General features: G+C 59.0%; 18 protein-coding genes and 1 other RNA gene. 13 read left to right on the top strand and 6 right to left on the bottom strand.

Annotated elements, in window-relative coordinates:
- Positions 1 to 23 precede the first annotated feature (23 nt).
- Genes nth through NFR47_RS07425 form a run of 3 tightly spaced genes read right to left on the bottom strand, consistent with a single transcriptional unit; the run spans position 24 to position 4,110 of the window.
- The gene (gene nth / locus NFR47_RS07435) at positions 24 to 680 is read right to left on the bottom strand and encodes an endonuclease III (protein WP_251214940.1); all 657 of its coding nucleotides are present in this window, start codon (positions 678 to 680) and stop codon (positions 24 to 26) included.
- Entirely contained in the window at positions 677 to 1,612 is a 936-nt protein-coding gene (locus tag NFR47_RS07430) for a glycosyltransferase (RefSeq protein ID WP_251214939.1), read from the bottom strand. The genes nth and NFR47_RS07430 overlap by 4 nt, the downstream gene beginning before the upstream one ends.
- 5 nt (positions 1,613 to 1,617) lie before the next feature.
- Complete coding sequence (locus NFR47_RS07425) at positions 1,618 to 4,110, bottom strand: ATP-dependent helicase (protein WP_251214938.1); 2,493 nt, start codon at positions 4,108 to 4,110, stop codon at positions 1,618 to 1,620.
- Positions 4,111 to 4,479: 369 nt separating this feature from the next.
- On the opposite strand from NFR47_RS07425, the gene NFR47_RS07420 reads away from it, so the two are divergent.
- The 8 genes from NFR47_RS07420 to rnpB all read left to right on the top strand — a co-directional run bounded on the left by NFR47_RS07420 (position 4,480) and on the right by rnpB (position 11,019).
- A complete protein-coding gene (locus NFR47_RS07420; RefSeq protein ID WP_251214937.1) occupies positions 4,480 to 5,478 on the top strand; it encodes an AAA family ATPase in 999 nt (332 codons plus the stop codon).
- A 4-nt stretch (positions 5,479 to 5,482) separates the two neighbouring features.
- The gene (locus NFR47_RS07415; protein ID WP_251214936.1) at positions 5,483 to 6,367 is read left to right on the top strand and encodes a DUF58 domain-containing protein; all 885 of its coding nucleotides are present in this window, start codon (positions 5,483 to 5,485) and stop codon (positions 6,365 to 6,367) included.
- The gene (locus NFR47_RS07410; RefSeq protein ID WP_251214935.1) at positions 6,364 to 7,326 is read left to right on the top strand and encodes a hypothetical protein; all 963 of its coding nucleotides are present in this window, start codon (positions 6,364 to 6,366) and stop codon (positions 7,324 to 7,326) included. Before NFR47_RS07415 ends, NFR47_RS07410 begins: the two co-directional genes overlap by 4 nt.
- A gap of 8 nt (positions 7,327 to 7,334) precedes the next feature.
- Positions 7,335 to 8,081 (top strand): tetratricopeptide repeat protein, encoded by a 747-nt coding sequence (locus tag NFR47_RS07405; RefSeq protein ID WP_251214934.1) that lies wholly within the window; start codon positions 7,335 to 7,337, stop codon positions 8,079 to 8,081.
- A gap of 42 nt (positions 8,082 to 8,123) precedes the next feature.
- Positions 8,124 to 8,492, top strand: a complete 369-nt coding sequence (locus NFR47_RS07400; protein WP_251214933.1) for a four helix bundle protein — start codon at positions 8,124 to 8,126, stop codon at positions 8,490 to 8,492.
- Between the two features lie 20 nt (positions 8,493 to 8,512).
- The gene (locus NFR47_RS07395; RefSeq protein ID WP_251214932.1) at positions 8,513 to 9,505 is read left to right on the top strand and encodes a vWA domain-containing protein; all 993 of its coding nucleotides are present in this window, start codon (positions 8,513 to 8,515) and stop codon (positions 9,503 to 9,505) included.
- 4 nt (positions 9,506 to 9,509) lie between these two features.
- Positions 9,510 to 10,529 (top strand): VWA domain-containing protein, encoded by a 1,020-nt coding sequence (locus NFR47_RS07390; RefSeq protein ID WP_251214931.1) that lies wholly within the window; start codon positions 9,510 to 9,512, stop codon positions 10,527 to 10,529.
- A 124-nt stretch (positions 10,530 to 10,653) separates the two neighbouring features.
- Positions 10,654 to 11,019, top strand: an RNA gene (gene rnpB / locus NFR47_RS07385) — RNase P RNA component class A.
- 43 nt (positions 11,020 to 11,062) lie between these two features.
- Here the strand turns inward: rnpB and NFR47_RS07380 are convergent.
- The 3 genes from NFR47_RS07380 to NFR47_RS07370 all read right to left on the bottom strand — a co-directional run bounded on the left by NFR47_RS07380 (position 11,063) and on the right by NFR47_RS07370 (position 12,713).
- The gene (locus tag NFR47_RS07380; RefSeq protein ID WP_251214930.1) at positions 11,063 to 11,641 is read right to left on the bottom strand and encodes a hypothetical protein; all 579 of its coding nucleotides are present in this window, start codon (positions 11,639 to 11,641) and stop codon (positions 11,063 to 11,065) included.
- Entirely contained in the window at positions 11,638 to 11,952 is a 315-nt protein-coding gene (locus tag NFR47_RS07375; RefSeq protein ID WP_251214929.1) for a hypothetical protein, read from the bottom strand. Before NFR47_RS07375 ends, NFR47_RS07380 begins: the two co-directional genes overlap by 4 nt.
- A 182-nt stretch (positions 11,953 to 12,134) precedes the next feature.
- Entirely contained in the window at positions 12,135 to 12,713 is a 579-nt protein-coding gene (locus NFR47_RS07370; RefSeq protein ID WP_251214928.1) for a flavin reductase family protein, read from the bottom strand.
- 97 nt (positions 12,714 to 12,810) lie between these two features.
- Between NFR47_RS07370 and NFR47_RS07365 the strand changes: the two genes are divergently transcribed.
- From NFR47_RS07365 to NFR47_RS07345, 5 genes are all read left to right on the top strand, one after another.
- A complete protein-coding gene (locus NFR47_RS07365) occupies positions 12,811 to 13,716 on the top strand; it encodes a tyrosine-type recombinase/integrase (RefSeq protein WP_251214927.1) in 906 nt (301 codons plus the stop codon).
- Positions 13,717 to 13,735: 19 nt separating this feature from the next.
- The gene (gene hpf / locus NFR47_RS07360; protein ID WP_251214926.1) at positions 13,736 to 14,032 is read left to right on the top strand and encodes a ribosome hibernation-promoting factor, HPF/YfiA family; all 297 of its coding nucleotides are present in this window, start codon (positions 13,736 to 13,738) and stop codon (positions 14,030 to 14,032) included.
- Between the two features lie 137 nt (positions 14,033 to 14,169).
- Complete coding sequence (locus NFR47_RS07355; RefSeq protein WP_251214925.1) at positions 14,170 to 15,492, top strand: MATE family efflux transporter; 1,323 nt, start codon at positions 14,170 to 14,172, stop codon at positions 15,490 to 15,492.
- Between the two features lie 53 nt (positions 15,493 to 15,545).
- On the top strand, positions 15,546 to 16,220 hold the full coding sequence (locus NFR47_RS07350; protein WP_251214924.1) for a site-specific integrase: 675 nt from the start codon (positions 15,546 to 15,548) through the stop codon (positions 16,218 to 16,220).
- A 122-nt stretch (positions 16,221 to 16,342) separates the two neighbouring features.
- Entirely contained in the window at positions 16,343 to 18,010 is a 1,668-nt protein-coding gene (locus NFR47_RS07345) for an ATP-binding protein (RefSeq protein ID WP_251214923.1), read from the top strand.
- Positions 18,011 to 18,030: the final 20 nt, after the last annotated feature.

Below are 18,030 nucleotides of genomic sequence, written 5' to 3'. Positions count from 1 at the left end.
GCGAAATAATTATTCATTATTAACTATTCCTTATTCATTGTCTTCTGTTCCGCCGCATATTTGCGGCACCAGGGGGCTATGCCGCACGAAGCGCATTTCGGAGCGCGCGCCGTACAGACGTAGCGTCCGTGGAGAATCAGCCAGTGGTGCGCCACGGGAAGCAGACGGCCGGGGATGTTCTTTTCGAGCGCCAGTTCGGTTTGCAGCGGCGTTTTGGAGTTGGTGGTCAGCCCTATACGTTCCGAGACGCGGAACACATGCGTGTCGACAGGCATCACCTCGCGCTGCCACAGCACGGCCCCCAGCACGTTGGCCGTCTTGCGCCCCACCCCCGGCAGCCGCTGCATCGCGTCGAGGTCGGAGGGCACCTCGCCGCCGAATTCCTCGCACAGCATGCGGGCCATCCCGGCCAGATTCTTCGCCTTGTTGTTCGGATAGGAGATACTCTTTATATAGGGATAGATTCCCTCCGCCCCCGCTTCCGCCATCTTGTCGGGCGTGGGGAAGCGCTCGAAGAGGGCCGGCGTGGTCATGTTGACCCGCTTGTCGGTACATTGGGCCGACAGGATGACGGCTACCAGCAGCTGGTAGGGATTGTCGTAGTGCAGTTCGCTCTCGGCCACGGGCATGTGCTCCGAAAACCAGCCGATGATTCCGTCGTAACGTTGTCTGAGTGTCATAGTCGCAGAGTTTTCCGGCGCCTGAACAGCACCTTTTTCACCAGCAGTCCCGCTCCTTCGGGACAAAGCAGCAGCCGCGGCGTGGCCTTGAGGTCGCGCCACCAGCGCACCAAATATTCGCGCACCGGACCGTGGTAGGAGAGAATCCACAGCGCCACCGCACTCCGTTCGCGCAGGATGCGGAAACGGTTGCGGCCCCCGGTGTAACGTTCATCGAACCAAAGGCTTATTCCCATCAGCGAATCGCGGAAAGCAATCCGCTGCCTGTACTCCGCGCTGTGGCTGACGCTCGCAGGCAGACGACGGTGCACGGCCGTCGGCCGGTCGATGAAGCGGATGCGGCTGCACGCCGCGAACCACAGCCACATGGGCCAGTCGTCGGTGAGCCATTCGGGATGGAGTTCGGGGCGGATTTCGTCGTAATAGCGGGCAATCAGTCCGCGCCGCGCAAGGGTCGTGCAGTTGGCGACGGTGGTCCGCAGCAGCAGGCGGCCGAAATCGGTGTAGCGTTCCGGCGGATAGGGTTTCCGTTCGCCCGTCGCCTGGTAGAAGTCCGTCGCCGCCGTGCAGCACATGCCGCACGCAGGGTCGCTCTCCAGGAGGCCGACCTGCGTTTGCAGCTTCAGCGGGTCGTCCCACCAGTCGTCGCCGTCGCAGTAGGCCACATACTTGCCGCGGCAGGCATCGAACGTCCGGCGGTAGTTGGCCCGCCAACCGACGTTCTCCCCGCCGCCGACCACCCGCACCCGGTCGGGAAAACGCCGGGCATACTCGCGGCAGACGGCCGCCGTGCCGTCCGTGCTGCTGTCTTCGCCCAGCACCAGCTCGACCCCGAACGACGTCTGCTGCGCCAGCACGCCCTCGATGGCCTGCCGGATGTAGGCTTCGTGGTTGTAGGTCGTCATGCAGACCGATACGAGCGGCGTTTGCATCGGGGTCAGAGTTTGGTCAGTTTGGCGAATTTGGCCAGCAGGGTCTTTTCGCCGGCATTGTCGAACGCGATGACCAGCTTCTGGTCCTCGGCCAGCATCTCGATGCGGCGGATGATGCCGACGCCGAACTTCTGGTGCTCGACCCGCTGCCCCACAGCATAGTCGCCGCAGGCCGCAGCCGCATCGCCCGCCGGACGCACGCCCAAACGCCGCATCCCTTCGGTCGAAGGCCGCGGGGTCTGCACCAAGGCCGGGTCGGGTGCCGTGCGCGGTTTGGGCGCCCCGAAGCGGGAAGCGCCCTGCGAAGCCCCGGAGCCTGAGCCGTAGCCGCCCTGCGGCCGCCCGGGCTGTCCGTTCCGCGGGAACCGTTGGGCCGGACCGCTGCCGTAGCCCCGTTCGTCGCCGGGTTGTTTCTGCTGAAAACGGTAGTCGAACCGTCGGCGCAACTCGTCGAGGGCCGAACCGCCCTCCTCGCGCCTTACCAGGCGTTCGCCGTCGGCTTCCACAGCGGTTTCGAGGTACTGCGGGTCGATTTCGTGCAGGAAACAGCTCGGGCGCGAAAACTCCATGTTACCCCACTTGAACCGCATTTCGGCATACGAAAGCGTCGCCGCCACCTTGGCACGCGTGAGCGCCACGTAGAACAGCCGCCGCTCCTCCTCCAAGCCGTCGGGCGTCTCCACGGCCCGCTGCGAGGGGAAGAGGTTTTCCTCCAGCCCGACAATATACACATGTTTGTATTCCAGCCCCTTGGCCGAATGAACGGTCATCAGGGTCACTTTGTTGCGGTCCTCGGGGTCGTCCTTGTCCATGTCGGTCATGAGCATGACGTTCTGCAGCCACTCCTCGATGGTCGCCTCCTCCTCGGGCTGCCGTTCGCCCCCGCGGATTTCGGCGTCGCGCTGTTCCTTGAACAGCTGCATCGAGTTGAGCAGCTCCTCGATGTTGTCGAGCGCCGAAGTCGCTTCCGGCGTGTTCTCGGACCGATATGCCGCCAGAATGCCCGACCGCGAAGCGATTTCGTGGCCGAAGTCGTAGAGTCCCTTTTCGCCCCGGGCGGCCGCCAGCGAACGAATCATCGCCACGAACTCCGCCACCTTGCGGACGATGGCTTTCTGCACGGCATCGGCCGGCGGCTCGGCCACCAGCGCATCGACCGCCTCCCACATCGAAACGCCCCGCTCGGCGGCCATCTGCGCAATCCGCTGCACGGTCGTGTCGCCGATACCGCGCGCCGGATAGTTGACGATGCGCCGGAACGCCTCGTCGTCGCGCGGGTTGACGACCAGCCGGATGTAGGCCATCAGGTCCTTGATTTCCTTGTGGTCGTAGAACGACGACCCCTTGTAAATCCGGTAGGGAATCCCGCGCCGCCGCAGGTTGTCCTCCAGCACGGCCGACTGGCTGTTGGTACGGTAGAGGATGACCGCTTCGGCCCATTCGTCGCCCGCCGCACGCACCTTGTCGCGCAGGTCGGAGACCACCATTTCGGCCTCCTCACGGTCGTTATAGGCTTTCAGCACACGGATTTTTTCGCCCCGGGCTCCTTCCGAAAAACAATTCTTATCCAGCTTCTTGGAGTTGCGCCGAATGACCGAATTGGCCGCATCGACGATAGTGCGGGTCGAACGGTAATTCTGTTCGAGCTTGAAAACCTCGGCCGTGGGGAAATCTTTCTGAAACGACAGAATATTTTCGATTTTGGCCCCGCGGAACGAATAGATCGACTGCGCATCGTCGCCCACGACGCACACCCGCGAATGGATCTGCGACAGGCGGCGGATGATGACATACTGCGCGTAGTTGGTGTCCTGGTACTCGTCGACCAGAATATATTGGAACTGTTCCTGATAGCGGGCCAGCACCTCGGGGCAGTCGCGCAGCAGAATGTTGGTCTGCAGCAGCAGGTCGTCGAAATCCATCGCTCCGTTGCGTTTGCAGCGCTGGCAGTAGGTGTTGTAGATGTTGCCGAATTCGGGAATCTGCGCGTGCCGGTCCTCGGTTCCGTAGGTCGTATTGGCCAGGTAGGCGCCGGGGGTCACCAACGCGTTTTTGGCAAACGAAATACGCGACGCAAGCCGCGCAGGCTTGTATTTGTCTTCGTCGAGGTTCAGTTCGCGGACAATGGTTTTCAGCAGGTTGCGGCTGTCCGAGGGCTCATAGATGGTAAACGACTGCGGGTAGCCTATCCGTTCGGCGTTCTCGCGCAGAATCCGCGAAAAAACCGAGTGGAACGTGCCCATCCGGATGAAGCGGCTGCGGTTGTCGGGCAGCATGGCGGCAATGCGCGAGCGCATCTGCTCGGCAGCCTTGTTCGTAAAGGTGAGGGCCAGAATGTTGTGCGGCTTGACCCCCTGTTCGATCATGTAGGCGATACGTGAGGTCAGCACACGCGTCTTGCCCGACCCGGCGCCCGCAATGATAAGCGACGGCGAATCGTAGTTCACCACGGCGTCGCGCTGGGCAGGATTCAGTCCCTGTAATATCGGTGATTCCATGTCGTAGATTTTCCCTGCAAAATTAGCATTCTGCCGGGGAAGCGTCGCCGATTTCCGGAAAAATCTTTCGCAAAAAATCGCCGCCCCTCCGAAAAAGGGGTGGCGCACCGTCAGAATTCGGCTTCTTCGCTCGCCTCGAACACCGTTCCGTCATCGGCGGTCAGGCGCACGAAAAGCGTGTGTTTCCCAGGATCCGCAGGCGCGGCATCGAAGTCAAGCCATGCGAATTAAGGTTCTACCCATGGCACGATAGGGAAAAATCGGCGGAAACCGGGATTTTTTAAGCGTTATTTTATTAGTTTTGCAATAATTTCGGCGCGGATGCGTTGAAAGAACGAAACCGGCAAACAATCGAAACAGAAACATACCATGAGCGAAGTCATCAACATCAAGGAACTCAACGAACGCATCGAACGCGAATCGGTCTTCGTCGACACGCTGCGCAGCGAAATCGGCAAAGTCATCGTCGGGCAGGGCCACCTGGTCGACACGCTGCTCATCGGCCTGCTTTCCAACGGCCATATCCTGCTGGAGGGCGTGCCGGGTCTGGCCAAGACGCTGGCCATCACCACGCTGGCCAAGGCTGTCGACGCCGGTTTCTCGCGCATCCAGTTCACCCCCGACCTGCTGCCCGCCGACCTGCTGGGCACGCTCATCTACTCGCAGAAGAACGAGGATTTCGTGGTCCGGAAGGGGCCGATCTTCGCCAATTTCGTGCTGGCCGACGAAATCAACCGTTCCCCGGCCAAGGTGCAGTCGGCGCTGCTCGAAGCCATGCAGGAGCGGCAGGTGACCATCGGCGACGAGACCTATCCCCTGCCGCAGCCGTTCCTCGTGCTCGCCACGCAGAACCCGCTGGAGCAGGAGGGCACCTACCCCCTGCCCGAAGCGCAGGTCGACCGTTTCATGCTCAAGGCCAAGATTTCCTACCCCAACAAGCAGGAGGAGCGCGACATCGTGCGCATGAACCTCGCGGGGGCCGGGATGCCCGAAGTGAGCAAGGTCATCGCGCCCGAAGACATCGTCAAGGCCCGCAAGGTGGTCGAAGACGTCTACATGGACGAGAAAATCGAGAAGTACATCATCGACATCATCTTCGCCACGCGCGAGCCGGGCGAATACAGCCTGGGCAAGCTGCAGAACCTCATCGCCTACGGCGGTTCGCCCCGCGCGTCGATTTCGCTGGCCAAGGCCGCCCGGGCCTACGCCTTCATCCGCCGCCGCGGCTACGTCATCCCCGAGGACGTGCGCGCCGTCTGCCACGACGTGCTGCGCCACCGCATCGGCCTCACCTACGAAGCCGAAGCCGAGAACATCACCTCCGAAGAGATCGTCACCGACATCCTCAACAACGTAATCGTCCCCTAACGCGATGCAGGAGAACGAACAGGATATTCTCAGGCGCGTCCGCAAAATCGAAATCAAGACCCGCGGACTTTCCGACGAAATCTTCGCCGGCAAGTACCACACGGCCTTCCGCGGACGGGGCATGTCGTTTTCCGAAGTGAGGGAGTACCGCGCCGGCGACGACGTGCGCGACATCGACTGGAACGTCACGGCGCGTTCGCGCAAGCCCCACATCAAGATTTACGAGGAGGAGCGCGAGCTGACCATGATGCTCCTCGTGGACGTCTCCGCGTCGCGGCTGTTCGGGTCGGCGGAACGGTTCAAGAAGAACGTCATGACCGAAATCGCGGCCGTGCTGGCTTTCTCCGCCGCGCAGAACAACGACAAGGTGGGCTGCATCTTCTTCTCGGACAAGGTCGAGAAGTTCATCCCGCCCAAAAAGGGCCGCAGCCATATCTTGATGATTATCCGCGAGTTGGTCGGGTTCCGGCCCCAGTCGCAGGGCACCCGGCTCTCCGAGCCCCTGCGGATGCTGACCAACGTCAACAAGAAACGCTGCACGACTTTCATCCTCTCGGACTTCCTCGACCCGGCGCAGGACCGCGCGGCATTGGAAGACGCGCTGAAAATCGCGGGCAGCAAACACGACCTGGTAGGCATCCGCGTCTGCGACCCGCGCGAAGCCGAGCTTCCCGACGTGGGAATCGTCGAGCTGCAGGACGCCGAAAGCGGCCGCAAGGTGTGGGCCGACACCTCCTCGCGCGCCATGCGCGACCACTACGCCGCGGCCTGGCGCACCCGCAGCGAAGCCATCGACGCCCTGCTGCGCCACCACCGCATCGACTCGGCCACGATTACGACCGACGGCGACTACGTGGCCGAACTCCTCAAACTCTTCCGACAACGATGAAACGACTGCTGTTATGCGGCCTGCTGTTCGCCGCCGTCACCGCCCACGCCCAACAGCCCGTCGTCACGGCCCGCGTCGAGCCCGACAGCCTGATGATCGGCGACCGCTTCGACTACGTCATCGAGGTGGAAAAAGACCTCGTGCAGACGGTCGCATTCCCCCTCTTCGAGCCCAACGAGGGCGACCGCCATTTCGAGCTGGTCGAAGAGCTTCCGGTCGACACGCTCCAGCGCGACGGCCGCCGCATCAAGCTCCGCAAGCGCTATCGGCTGGCCGCGTTCCAGGAGGGGCACCACGACCTCGGCCCGGCCGAAATCCTCTATGCCGACAAGAACATCGTCGACACGCTCCGCACGGCCGAACGGCTGCATCTGGAGGTGACGACTTTCCAGATCGACTCGACGTCGCACTCCATTTTCGACCTCAAGCCCCAGCGCGACCTCCCGTTCCGGATGGGCGAAATCCGCGGTTATCTGCTGTGGAGCCTGTTCGGGCTTCTGTTGTTGGCCGCGGCCCTCTGGGCGCTGCTCCGCTATCTGAAAAAGCGCGGCGCCACCTTAGGCGGGCTTTTCGCCCCGGCTCCTGCCCTGCCGCCCCACGTCGAGGCCATCCAGGCGCTCGAAGAGCTCCACAACCGCAAGCTGTGGCAGAACAACCGCCACAAGCAATATTATTCGGGCCTTACCGACATCCTGCGCAGCTACATCGCCCGCCGCTGGGAGGTGGGGGCCATGGAGATGACCACCGACGAGATTCTCAGCGCCCTGCGTCCCCTCGACCTGCCCGACAAGGCACGGATGGACCTCACGGCGATTCTGCGCGACGGCGATTTGGTGAAATTCGCCAAGGCGACGCCCGACGCCGAGACCAACGAAAACGCCTATCTCAAAGCCTATTACTTCGTCGAGGAGACCAAGCCCGCCACCGAGCAGGCCGAGCCGAACGCCGAAAACGAATGACCCCTGCCATGCACCGATTCCTGTACATACTTTTTCTTTTCGCTTTCTGGGGTGCCTCCGCCCAGCAGATGCCCGAACGGCGCGAGGTACGCAAGGGCAACCGCAGTTACCACAAGGGCGACTACAAGAAAGCCGTCGAGCGCTACACGCAGGCGCTGACCTATGCGCCCGGTTCGTTCGAGGGGACCTACAACCTCGGCAGCGCCCTCTGCAAGGCCGAAATGTTCGACAAGGCCGAGCAGACCATGGCCCGCGCCGCGGCCGATACGCTCCGCACGGACAAGGAACGCGCCCAAGCGTTTTACAACCTGGGCAATGCTCAGTTCCTGCAAAAGAAATACAAGGAAGCGCTCGAAAGCTACCGCCGTTCGCTGTTGCTCGACCCGGCGGATATGGAAGCCAAATATAACTACGCCTATACCAAGAAGCTCTTGGACGAAAACGAAAATCAGAACAGCGAAAATAATAACGACCAGCAACAAGGACAAGACAAGAATCAGCAAGAACAATCACAAGATAACAACCAAGAACAACAAGATAGCGACAAGGAAGAACAAGACGGCCAACAAGCCCCCTCGGAATCGGACCAAAACGACAAAAACAACAACGAAGGCCAAGAGCAGCCCGTGCCCGCCGGAATTTCCGAGCAGGAGCAGCAGCAGATGCTCGACGCCATCCAGGCCCAGGAAGATAAAACCCAGGAAAAGCTCAAGGAAAAGCAGGGCGTCATCGTCCGCGGCGGAAAAAACTGGTAGTTCGTACCCGAATTCAGAATTCATAATTGACAATTCATAATTATGAAAACAAACAACGTCGTAGCCGACAAAAGTTTCTTGTTCGCAATACGGGTCGTCCGGCTTTACCAGCATCTGATTCGCAATAAACATGAATATGTTCTGTCCAAACAATTGCTCAAAAGCGGCACCAGTGTCGGAGCCAACATTCGCGAAGCTCTGCGTGGACAGTCCCGGCAGGACTTCGTTGCCAAAATGAATATTTCGCTCAAAGAAATCTCCGAAACAGGTTATTGGATCGAATTATTGCACAAAACGAATTACATTACGGATAAGGAGTTCCAAAGTATATTTTCCGATTGTCAGGAACTCGGCAAGCTTTTGACACGCATCGTCAAAACAACCCGTGAAAATCCCGATTGTGAATTATGAATTCTGAATTGTGAATTAATATGACCTTCCACAACCCCCATATTCTCTGGCTGTTGCTGCTTCTGCTGCCGATGATCGGCTACTACGTGTGGCGGACGCTGCAAGGCGGCGCGGCCATCCGGATTTCGACCGTCGAAGGGGCGGAGCAGGCGCCGAAGACCGTCCGTTATTACCTGCGGCACCTGCCGTTCGCCCTGCGTGCCGCGGCGGTCGGTCTGATTATCGTGGCGCTGGCACGGCCGCAGGATGCCGAACAATATTCCAACACTTCGACCGAGGGCATCGACATCCTGCTCGCCCTCGACGTCTCGGGGTCGATGCTCGCGCGCGACTTCCGGCCCGACCGCATCACGGCAGCCAAGGAGGTGGCCGGGTCGTTCATCGCCGACCGCTGCGGCGACCGCATCGGGTTGGTCGTATTCGCAGGCGAAGCCTACACCCAAAGTCCGCTCACCACCGACCAGGGCACGCTCCAAACGCTCCTCGGCCGCATCCGCAGCGGCATCATCGAGGACGGCACCGCCATCGGCAACGGGCTCGCCACGGCCATCAACCGCCTGCGCGAAAGCGACGCCAAGTCCAAGGTGGTCATCCTGCTCACCGACGGCGTGAACAACCGCGGCGAAATCGCCCCGCTCACGGCCGCCGAAATCGCCAAGGCGCAGGGCATCCGCGTCTACACCATCGGCGTCGGCACCCGCGGCATGGCGCCCTACCCCGCCGCCGACATCTACGGCAACCCGACGGGCGGCACCGTCATGGCCAAGGTCGAAATCGACGAGAAAACCCTCGCTTCGATTGCCGAGCTCACGGGCGGCCGCTACTTCCGGGCTACCGACAAGGCGACGCTCAAGGCCATCTACGACGAAATCAACCAGCTCGAAAAAAGCAAGGTCGAAGTGACCGAACACGTTGTTTACCACGAGCTTTTCGTCCGGTGGCTTCTGTGGGCCGCCGCGCTGCTGGCCGCCGAATTCCTGCTCGCGACGCTCGTTTTCAAACGCATTCCCTAAAGCCATGTTCCGATTCGCCCACCCCCAATACCTTTGGCTCCTGGCCGCCGTCCCCGCATTCGTCGTGCTCTTCTGGCTGGCGGCCCGCAGCCGTCGGCGCCGCCTGGCCCGCTTCGGATGCGAAGCCACGCTCCGCGAGCTGATGCCCGAAGTTTCGTCCGGACGCATCGCCTTGAAATTCATCCTTTTCTGCACGGCTTTCGCCTTGATCGCGCTGGCGGCCGCACGGCCGCAGTTCGGGTCCAAGCTCCGCGAAGAGAAGACGCAAGGCATCGAAATGATGCTGGCCGTCGACGTCTCCAATTCGATGCTGGCCGAAGACTTCGAGCCCAACCGGCTGGAACGGACCAAGTATGCCATCGGCAAACTCTTCGACGGACTGCGGCAGGACCGTGTGGGGTTGGTGGTCTTCGCCGGGGAGCCCAAGGTGCAGCTGCCCATCACGTCGGACTACCGCATGGCCCGGGCGTTCGCCCGCCGCATCGACCCCTCGCTCGTCACGGTCCAGGGTACGGCCGTGGGCAAGGCGCTGGAACAGTCGCTGCTGGCCTTTTCGGGCAATACCGAAGATGCCCGCAGCCGGGTCATCGTGCTGATTACCGACGGCGAGAACCACGACGACGACGCGCTGGCCGTCGCCCGGCGGGCCGCCGAAATGGGGGTCCGCATCTACACCGTCGGCATCGGCACGCCCGAGGGGGCGCCCATCCGCATCGGCGGCGACTTCATCAAGGACGAAAAGGGCGACATGGTGGTCTCGAAGCTCAACGAGAAGATGCTTGCCGAAATCGCCGACCTGACGGGCGGCGTCTACGTCCGGTCGACGAAGCAGTCCATCGGGCTCGACGAAATCGTGCGGAGCATCAACGAAATGGAGCGGTCCGAACTTTCGACCGTCCGCTTCGAGGAGTACGACGAACAATACCGCGGCCTGCTCGCCGCGGCCCTCGTATTGCTATTGTTGGAGTTCTTCCTCCTCGACCGCCGCAATCCCCTGCTTGCGAGGTTCAATATTTTCAATTAAGAATTATTTGCGATTCCGGCAATACAGCGGCCCTCAAAAATCCGCTTGCCGAAAATGACATCGACAAAAAAACGACTTCCGATTTTTAATTCTTAATTTTTCATTTTTAATTCTTAATTTTGCCCCGCAGGCCCGCTCTGTCGCCGCCGGGTAACCGGGGGAGGAAAGTCCGGGCAACACAGAGCGCCGCGCAAGCTAACGACTTGATACCCGTGAGGGTATGGGAGCGTAACAGAGAACGACCGCCCGCCGGGTTTCCGGTTGGTAAGGGTGAAAAGGCGGGGTAAGAGCCCACCGCGGGGGCAGCGATGCCGCCCGGCCGTACGTCCCGCGGGTTGCAAGACCGTGTATACCGGCAAACGAGGGTTGCTCGCCCGATGCCGGGGGGTAGGTTGCTGGAGACGGCGGGTGACCGCCGCCGTAGATAAATGACAGGGGCCCGGGACGCAAGCCCCGGGAACAGAACCCGGCTTACAGGGCCTGCAAAAACAAGAAGCTGCTATCCGAAGATAGCAGCTTCTTTCGTCTCCGCTTCAGAGCCATCGGCGAATCCCTGCGAATACCGCAGCACAGCACACGGCGCCGGCAACGAACCACCAGCGGCCGCACGAGCGCGCAGGCGCTGCCACGGTTTCGGTCCGGGATTCCCGCCGGATGCTGTCGGCCGTCTGTGTCCGATACTCCGAACATCGGGTCGCTGCCGAATCGCGTTGCCGGCGGATTTCGGTCCGGACGGTCCGGACCACCTTGCGCGGCAGGCTGTCGCTGCGGGCCGTAACAACCAGCGTGTCGCCGCGCCGCCGTGTCTCGACCGCCAAAGGGCCCTGCCGCGCAACGAAGCGGGCCCCTTCGGGCAACTCCTGCAAAGCCGCCAGCGGAACAGCGGCCGCAACCTCCCGGGCCGGAACAGGCTCGGAATCCACAATGATTTCTTCGCGGAGCACCTCCTCGCCCGCCCGATACGACGATGCGGCCGACGAACGGAGTTCCTTGCTCCGTTGCGACACAGCCCGATGCGCCGTCCGGGCATTGCTCCGCGAAGCAGCGCACGAAACGGCCGATGCGGCCAGCCATCCGGCCAGCAGCCACAGCAAAAAAGAATTCGGTTTCATAGTTTTATTCGGTTGAAAAGTCGGGGACTGATTCTGCGGCGCAGGTCTTCGACTTCGCGGGTCAGCCGGTCGACCTTGGCCAGCAGCGTCTGCTGGGCAACCTGCCATTGGGCTTTCTCCTGCCGCAGCATGACATTTTCCTGCAAAACCTGATTGTACTTTTCGCTCAGCAGGTCGATGGACCGCTGCATTTCGGCCAAAAAGTCGTTGTCTCGCCGGCGCCGGCCTACGAACCACGAAACGGCCGCGCCCAAGAATCCGCTCGGCAGGGCGAACGCAAGCAGTTCGCCGAGCCACGAAAAATCGGTCATGGATAAAAATTTTGAATGTTTTCGATGAAGCCGCTTCCGCAGCGGCACGCAAATCCGGCGCAGACCGGAAGAACTCCGGCCGCAGGGCGAACGCCCATACAAATATACTATCGCAAAAGTCCCTTGTCAAGAGCGGAGCCCCGGAAAATTTTTCCGGGGCTCCGTATCAGGAAGTTACAAGGTTATTTTTTCGGCGACGGTTTCTTGCGCACCGACCACCCGAAGTGGCCGAGCGCCTGCCCCAGCCCGAAATATTCGCCGTGGGAGTAGACAATCGGGCAAGCCTTTTCCAAGCAGAACTTCCCGCTCTGCGGGTCGATATACGCGGCGTCGACCTGCACCCCGACGACCTCGGCGACGAACATGTCGTGCGAGCCCAGCGGCACGACCTGCCGCACCCGGCATTCGATATTGACGGGCGATTCCTCGACAATCGGCGCCGCCACATGCAGCGCCTTGCCGGGCGTCAGCCCCATTTCGCGGAACTTGTCGTAATCGCGTCCCGAGCGCACGCCGCACCAGTCGGCGGCCCGGGCCAGCCGCTCGGTCGTCAGGTTGATGACGAATTCGCCCGTGCGGCGGATGATTTCGTAGGAGTGACGTTCGGGCCGCACCGAGATATAGCACATCGGCGGGTCGGAACATACGGTTCCGGTCCATGCCACGGTCAGCATGTTGTATTCTTCGGGCGTAGCACCGCAGCTCACCAGCACGGCAGGCAGCGGGTAGAGCACCGTGCCGGGTTTCCAATTCTCTTTCATAAGGACAAAGATAGCGCAAGTCGGATGGAAAAGCAAACCGGCTTTTATATAGAGCCTATTTTCAATAAAGCTACGAAAAATTCGTTATATTTGCTCCATGCTCGCCGATTTCATCCGCTATTTGGAGGCCGAACGCCGCTATTCGCCCCTCACCGTGCGCAATTACCGTCGCGACGTAGAGAATTTCATGGCGTGGCTCGGCACCGACGACGCCCGTTTCGACCCGCGCGAGATAACCGTCGGCCATATCCGCGAGTGGATCATCTTCCGCACCGAGCAGGGGGGCATCGGCGCCGCCACCATGAACCGCGAGCTCTCATCGCTGCGGACCCTTTTTCGCTGGCTGCACCGCACGGGTGCCATCGACAAGGACGTGCTGCGGCCCCTCGCTTCGCTCAAGACCTCGCGCCGCCTGCCTGCCTTCGTGCCCGAAAGCCGCATGTCGGCCATCGTCAGCGAATGCGGGTTCGACAGCGACGAGTTCCTCACCGAGCGCAATTCGCTGGCCGTGCTGCTTTTCTATTCGTGCGGTCTGCGCCTGGCCGAATTGGTGGGCATCGACCGCGACGACCTTTCGGCCGACGGAACGTCGCTGCGCATCCGCGGCAAGGGCGACAAGGAGCGCATGGTACCCATTCTGGAGGAGGTGCGCGACAAAATCCGACACTATCTGCGCGTTATCGAACGGCAGAAAATTTGCAAATCCCAAGAAAAAGCACTATTTTTAACTCAGCAAGGAAAGCGCATTTCCCGCACGACGGTTTACCGGCTTGTCCAGGACGAACTGACCCGTGCAGGAGTACAGGGTAAAAAGAGCCCCCACGTGCTCCGGCATACGTTCGCCACCCACCTGATGAACGGCGGCGCCGACATGCGCGAGATACAGGAGCTGCTGGGCCACGCGTCGTTGCAGGCCACGCAGGTCTACACCCACAACAGCATCGCCCGACTGAGAGAGATTTATGCCAAAGCCCATCCCCGGGAGCAGAAGGGGAATAAGTAAAACACTAAAAATCAAGGCTATGAACGTGCAGATTCAATCCGTCAGATTCGACGCCGACAAGCGGCTGGTCGAATTCGTGAATGCCAAGATGGCGAAGTTGGACCGTTTCGCCGAGCGCTCCACAGGCGCCGAGGTCATTCTCAAGCTCGATAAGGACTACGAAAAAGGCAACAAGATAGCCACCATCACGCTCCGCATGCCGGGCGAGGATTTGGTCGCCAGCCACCAGGCCAAGACATTCGAGGAGGCGGTCGACGAGGCTATCGACGCCCTCAAGCACCAGTTGGACAAGTTCAAGGCGAAGGTCGAGAAGTAGGCTTTCCCACCCCATCCGCAGCGGCCGTCTTTTCGCAAGACGGCCGTTGTTTTGTCCGGTGGCGAACCTCCGAAAACAGCACCGAAACCGACCGAACACTGCATGAATTTCCCCGAAAAGCGTATCTTTGCGGCGCCATGCCTTTTTCCGACAGACAGATACTGAAAATCACCTTTCCGGTCTTGCTGAGCCTGCTCATGGAACAGCTTATCGGACTGACCGATACGGCCTATCTGGGCCGCGTCGGCGAGACCGAGCTGGGGGCCGCCGCGCTGGCCGGCATCTTCTACCTGGTCATCTTCATGCTCGGGTTCGGGTTCAGTATCGGCGCGCAGGTGCTGATGGCACGGCGCAACGGCGAAAAGGACTACCGCGGCATCGGCCCGATTTTCACGCAGGGCATGGGATTTCTGCTCCTGCTGGCGGCCCTGCTTTTCGCCGCCTCACGGCTGTGGGCTCCCCGGCTGCTGCGGCTGCTGATCGAATCCGACCAGGTCTACGCCGCCGCCGTAAGTTATCTGAACTGGCGCGTCTACGGTTTCTTCTTCTCGTTCGCCGCCGCCATGTTCCGGGCTTTCTACGTCGCCACGACCCGCACGCGCATACTGACGAGCAATTCGGTCGTCATGGTCCTTACCAACGTGGTGCTCAACTACATGCTGATTTTCGGCAAATGCGGATTCCCAGCCCTGGGCATCGCCGGCGCGGCCATCGCTTCGGCGCTTTCGGAGGGCGTCTCGGTACTTTTCTTCGTCCTCTACACCCGGTTGCGGACCGACCACAGGCGCTACGGGCTGTTCCGTTGGCAGGGCCTCGATTTCCCGTTGCTGGGCCGCATTCTCGGCGTCTCGGTGTGGATCATGGCGCAGGAGGGTTTCGCGTTTTTCGCGTGGCTCTTTTTCTTCGTCGCCATCGAGCACCTGGGCGAGCGGCCGCTGGCCGTTTCCAACATCGTGCGCAGCGTCTCGTCGTTCATCTTCATGTTCGTCAACGCGTTCGCTTCGACCGCCAGTTCGTTGGTCAGCAACCTCATCGGCGCCGGACAAGGCAGCAGCGTGTTGGCGTTGTGCCGCCGCATGATTCGGCTTTGTTATCTCTTCGTGCTGCCCATAGTGGTCCTCGCGTTCCTCTTTCCGGAGCCCGTGCTGCGCATCTATACCGACAATACCGAGTTGATAGCCGCTTCGGTCGCATCTCTAAGGGTCATGCTCACGTCGTTCATCATCTGCGGGCCCGCCATCATCTACCAGTTCAGCGTCTCCGGTACGGGCGACACCCGCGCCGCCATGATTATCGTCACCCTCACCGCCGCCGTCTATATGGCTTATACCTGCCTCCTCGCTTTCGGGTTCCGCGCCGGCGTCGCCCTTTGTTGGTCCGCCGACCACGTTTATTACCTCGTCCTGCTCTCCTCCTATCTCTACCTCCGTTCCGGACATTGGAAGCGCAGAAATATCTGATTTCCGCTTAATCCCTCTTCTTCAGCCACTATGTCAAGAATTTGAAAATCATCATGCGGGCAGCGCGTGAAGAGGGGTTACACGACAACGGTTTGATCGAAAGCCGCAAATTCCGTGTGCTGACTGCCGATGTCGAAAATATCTATCTGACCGAATCGGAGATTCGAGCTATTGCCGACCTCGATTTATCGAACAACAAACACAAGGATATTGCTCGCGATATATTCTTGGTCGGTTGCTATACGGCGCAGCGATTCAGCGACTACTCGACCATCAACGAGGGCAATATCCGCACGTTGGACAGCGGACAGCGGGTCATTGACCTCAAGCAGCAGAAGACGGGCAATCACGTCGTCATTCCCATTCGGCCCGAATTGCAGGCGATATTGGACAAGTACGAAAACCGTTTGCCGAAGGCCTATGAACAGAAAGTAAACAAATTCATCAAGGAGGTCGCACGCGAAGCGGGTATTACGGAGAAAATCGAAGTTCCATACGTCGAGAACGGGGAAAAGAAGACGCATCTGGTCGATAAATGCGACTTGGTAAAGACCCATACGGCACGCCGCAGCGGTGCGACGAACATGTATCTGGCGGGCATTCCGACCATCGCCATCATGAAAATCACGGGTCACAAGACTGAAAAGGAGTTCATGAAATACATCAAGATTACAGAAGAGCAGACCGCCATGGAGTTGATGAATCATCCGTATTTCAGCGGCCGATAGTTCGGATTGTTTCCACAGTAAATTTTACGGCGGCAACAAAACATCAAACAAATTCCGGCGCAGACGATTGCAACTCCGATTATTTGCGAATAATTTGTAACTTTACAGGAAATTAGAAATATATGACGATTGAAGAATTAACAAACATACTCGATTCTTTGCTAATCCTGCCTGCGGAAACGGAGGTGGTAGAGTTCAAAAGAGCAGAGAGAAATTTCGACGATAGAGATTTGGGGCAATACTTTTCGGCATTGAGCAACGAAGCCAATCTGAAAGGCATGTCGCACGCATGGCTGGTTTTCGGCGTGGAGAATCATACGCACGAGGTTGTCGGCAGCCAATACAAGAATAGCCGTCCGGCTCTCGATGCGATGAAGAAAAAGATCGCCGATCAGACTACGGGCCGGCATACTTTCGTCGAGATACATGAATTGCGGTACAAGAACGGCAAAAGAGTTGTGATGTTCGAAATACCGCCTGCCCCGCAGGGTATTCCAATCGATTATCAGGGCCATTATTACGGTCGTGACGGAGAATCCTTGCAGGCGTTGAGTATGGACAAAATCGAGAGAATAAGAAATCAAGCCAAATTGAAAGACTGGAGTGCGGAGATAATCGAAGACGCTTCATTGGAAGATCTGGATTCGGCGGCTATTAGCAAGGCAAGAGAGCTATACACGAACGCCCATAAGGACAAGGCCGACGAGATTGCATCGTGGGACGACACGACTTTTCTGAACAAGGCGAAAATCACGATTCGGGGCAAGATCACCAATACGGCCATCGTATTGCTCGGCAAAGAGGAAAGCGAGCATCTGATCTCTCCGGCAGTCGCCAAAATCAAATGGATTCTGCGCGGGCAGGACAATATCGAGCGCGATTACATGATTGCCGCTTGCCCGTTCATTTTGGCCGTCGATAGAATATACGACAAGATTCGCAATCTGAAATACCGCTACATCAATCCGGAATATAAAACACTCTTTCCCGAAGAGATCGACACCTACGAGCCGTATGTCATTCGCGAGGCATTGAACAACGCTATCGCCCATCAGGATTATACGCTCGGCGGTCAGATCAACGTGGTGGAATACGACGACAAGCTGGTATTCTCGAACAAAGGGTCGTTCATCCCGGGCAATATCGAACGAGTGCTCGTCAGTGATGCTCCCGAGGAGCGATACAGAAATCAATTTTTGGTAACGGCCATGGTCGGTTTGAAAATGGTCGATACGATCGGCAGCGGCATCCGCAAGATGTACAATTATCAAAGACAGCGACTGTTTCCTCTGCCGGACTACAATTTGACCGACAATCGGGTTGAAGTTACCATAACGGGTAAAATTCTCGATATGAACTACGCCAATATTCTGGCGGGAAATACCGATTTGAATCTGCTCGATATCGAATTGCTGAACCGCGTGCAGCTGGGGAAACCGTTATCCGATGACGAGATCGTCCGATTGAGAAGCAAACATTTGATTGAAGGCCGCAAGCCCAAAGTCTATATCGCGAAACATATCGCCCAAAAGGTTGGGCAGAAGATTGAATATTCGGAGCATAAAGGACTTGGAAATAAAAGTTGCGAAGAGCTTTTGATGACGGCATTGCACGATCACAACTCGTTGTCGCGCAAAGAAATAGACAAACTACTATGGAATCTCCTTTCCGACCTGCTTACTGACAGACAGAAAAAAGATAAAATTACAAATCTTTTGGCAAAATTAAAGAGGCAGGGCAAGATAAGAAATGAATCGCAAGGCCCGAATTCAGATTGGTTTAATGTTTAATTTTTACACGCTTTTACACG

Origin of the sequence: Alistipes muris, from assembly GCF_943193205.1 — a bacterium.
GTDB classification, from domain to species: Bacteria; Bacteroidota; Bacteroidia; order Bacteroidales; family Rikenellaceae; genus Alistipes; species Alistipes muris.
The sequence above is the reverse complement of the archived record's forward strand: the minus strand, read 5'-3'. Positions and strand labels throughout refer to the sequence as shown.

Bases quoted from the DNA above. Each gene is read 5' to 3' on its own strand.
- nth (WP_251214940.1), bottom strand. From the start codon at position 680: ATGACACTCAGACAACGTTACGACGGAATCATCGGCTGGTTTTCGGAG.
- NFR47_RS07430 (WP_251214939.1), bottom strand. From the start codon at position 1,612: ATGCAAACGCCGCTCGTATCGGTCTGCATGACGACCTACAACCACGAA.
- NFR47_RS07425 (WP_251214938.1), bottom strand. From the start codon at position 4,110: ATGGAATCACCGATATTACAGGGACTGAATCCTGCCCAGCGCGACGCC.
- NFR47_RS07420 (WP_251214937.1), top strand. From the start codon at position 4,480: ATGAGCGAAGTCATCAACATCAAGGAACTCAACGAACGCATCGAACGC.
- NFR47_RS07415 (WP_251214936.1), top strand. From the start codon at position 5,483: ATGCAGGAGAACGAACAGGATATTCTCAGGCGCGTCCGCAAAATCGAA.
- NFR47_RS07410 (WP_251214935.1), top strand. From the start codon at position 6,364: ATGAAACGACTGCTGTTATGCGGCCTGCTGTTCGCCGCCGTCACCGCC.
- NFR47_RS07405 (WP_251214934.1), top strand. From the start codon at position 7,335: ATGCACCGATTCCTGTACATACTTTTTCTTTTCGCTTTCTGGGGTGCC.
- NFR47_RS07400 (WP_251214933.1), top strand. From the start codon at position 8,124: ATGAAAACAAACAACGTCGTAGCCGACAAAAGTTTCTTGTTCGCAATA.
- NFR47_RS07395 (WP_251214932.1), top strand. From the start codon at position 8,513: ATGACCTTCCACAACCCCCATATTCTCTGGCTGTTGCTGCTTCTGCTG.
- NFR47_RS07390 (WP_251214931.1), top strand. From the start codon at position 9,510: ATGTTCCGATTCGCCCACCCCCAATACCTTTGGCTCCTGGCCGCCGTC.
- NFR47_RS07380 (WP_251214930.1), bottom strand. From the start codon at position 11,641: ATGAAACCGAATTCTTTTTTGCTGTGGCTGCTGGCCGGATGGCTGGCC.
- NFR47_RS07375 (WP_251214929.1), bottom strand. From the start codon at position 11,952: ATGACCGATTTTTCGTGGCTCGGCGAACTGCTTGCGTTCGCCCTGCCG.
- NFR47_RS07370 (WP_251214928.1), bottom strand. From the start codon at position 12,713: ATGAAAGAGAATTGGAAACCCGGCACGGTGCTCTACCCGCTGCCTGCC.
- NFR47_RS07365 (WP_251214927.1), top strand. From the start codon at position 12,811: ATGCTCGCCGATTTCATCCGCTATTTGGAGGCCGAACGCCGCTATTCG.
- hpf (WP_251214926.1), top strand. From the start codon at position 13,736: ATGAACGTGCAGATTCAATCCGTCAGATTCGACGCCGACAAGCGGCTG.
- NFR47_RS07355 (WP_251214925.1), top strand. From the start codon at position 14,170: ATGCCTTTTTCCGACAGACAGATACTGAAAATCACCTTTCCGGTCTTG.
- NFR47_RS07350 (WP_251214924.1), top strand. From the start codon at position 15,546: ATGCGGGCAGCGCGTGAAGAGGGGTTACACGACAACGGTTTGATCGAA.
- NFR47_RS07345 (WP_251214923.1), top strand. From the start codon at position 16,343: ATGACGATTGAAGAATTAACAAACATACTCGATTCTTTGCTAATCCTG.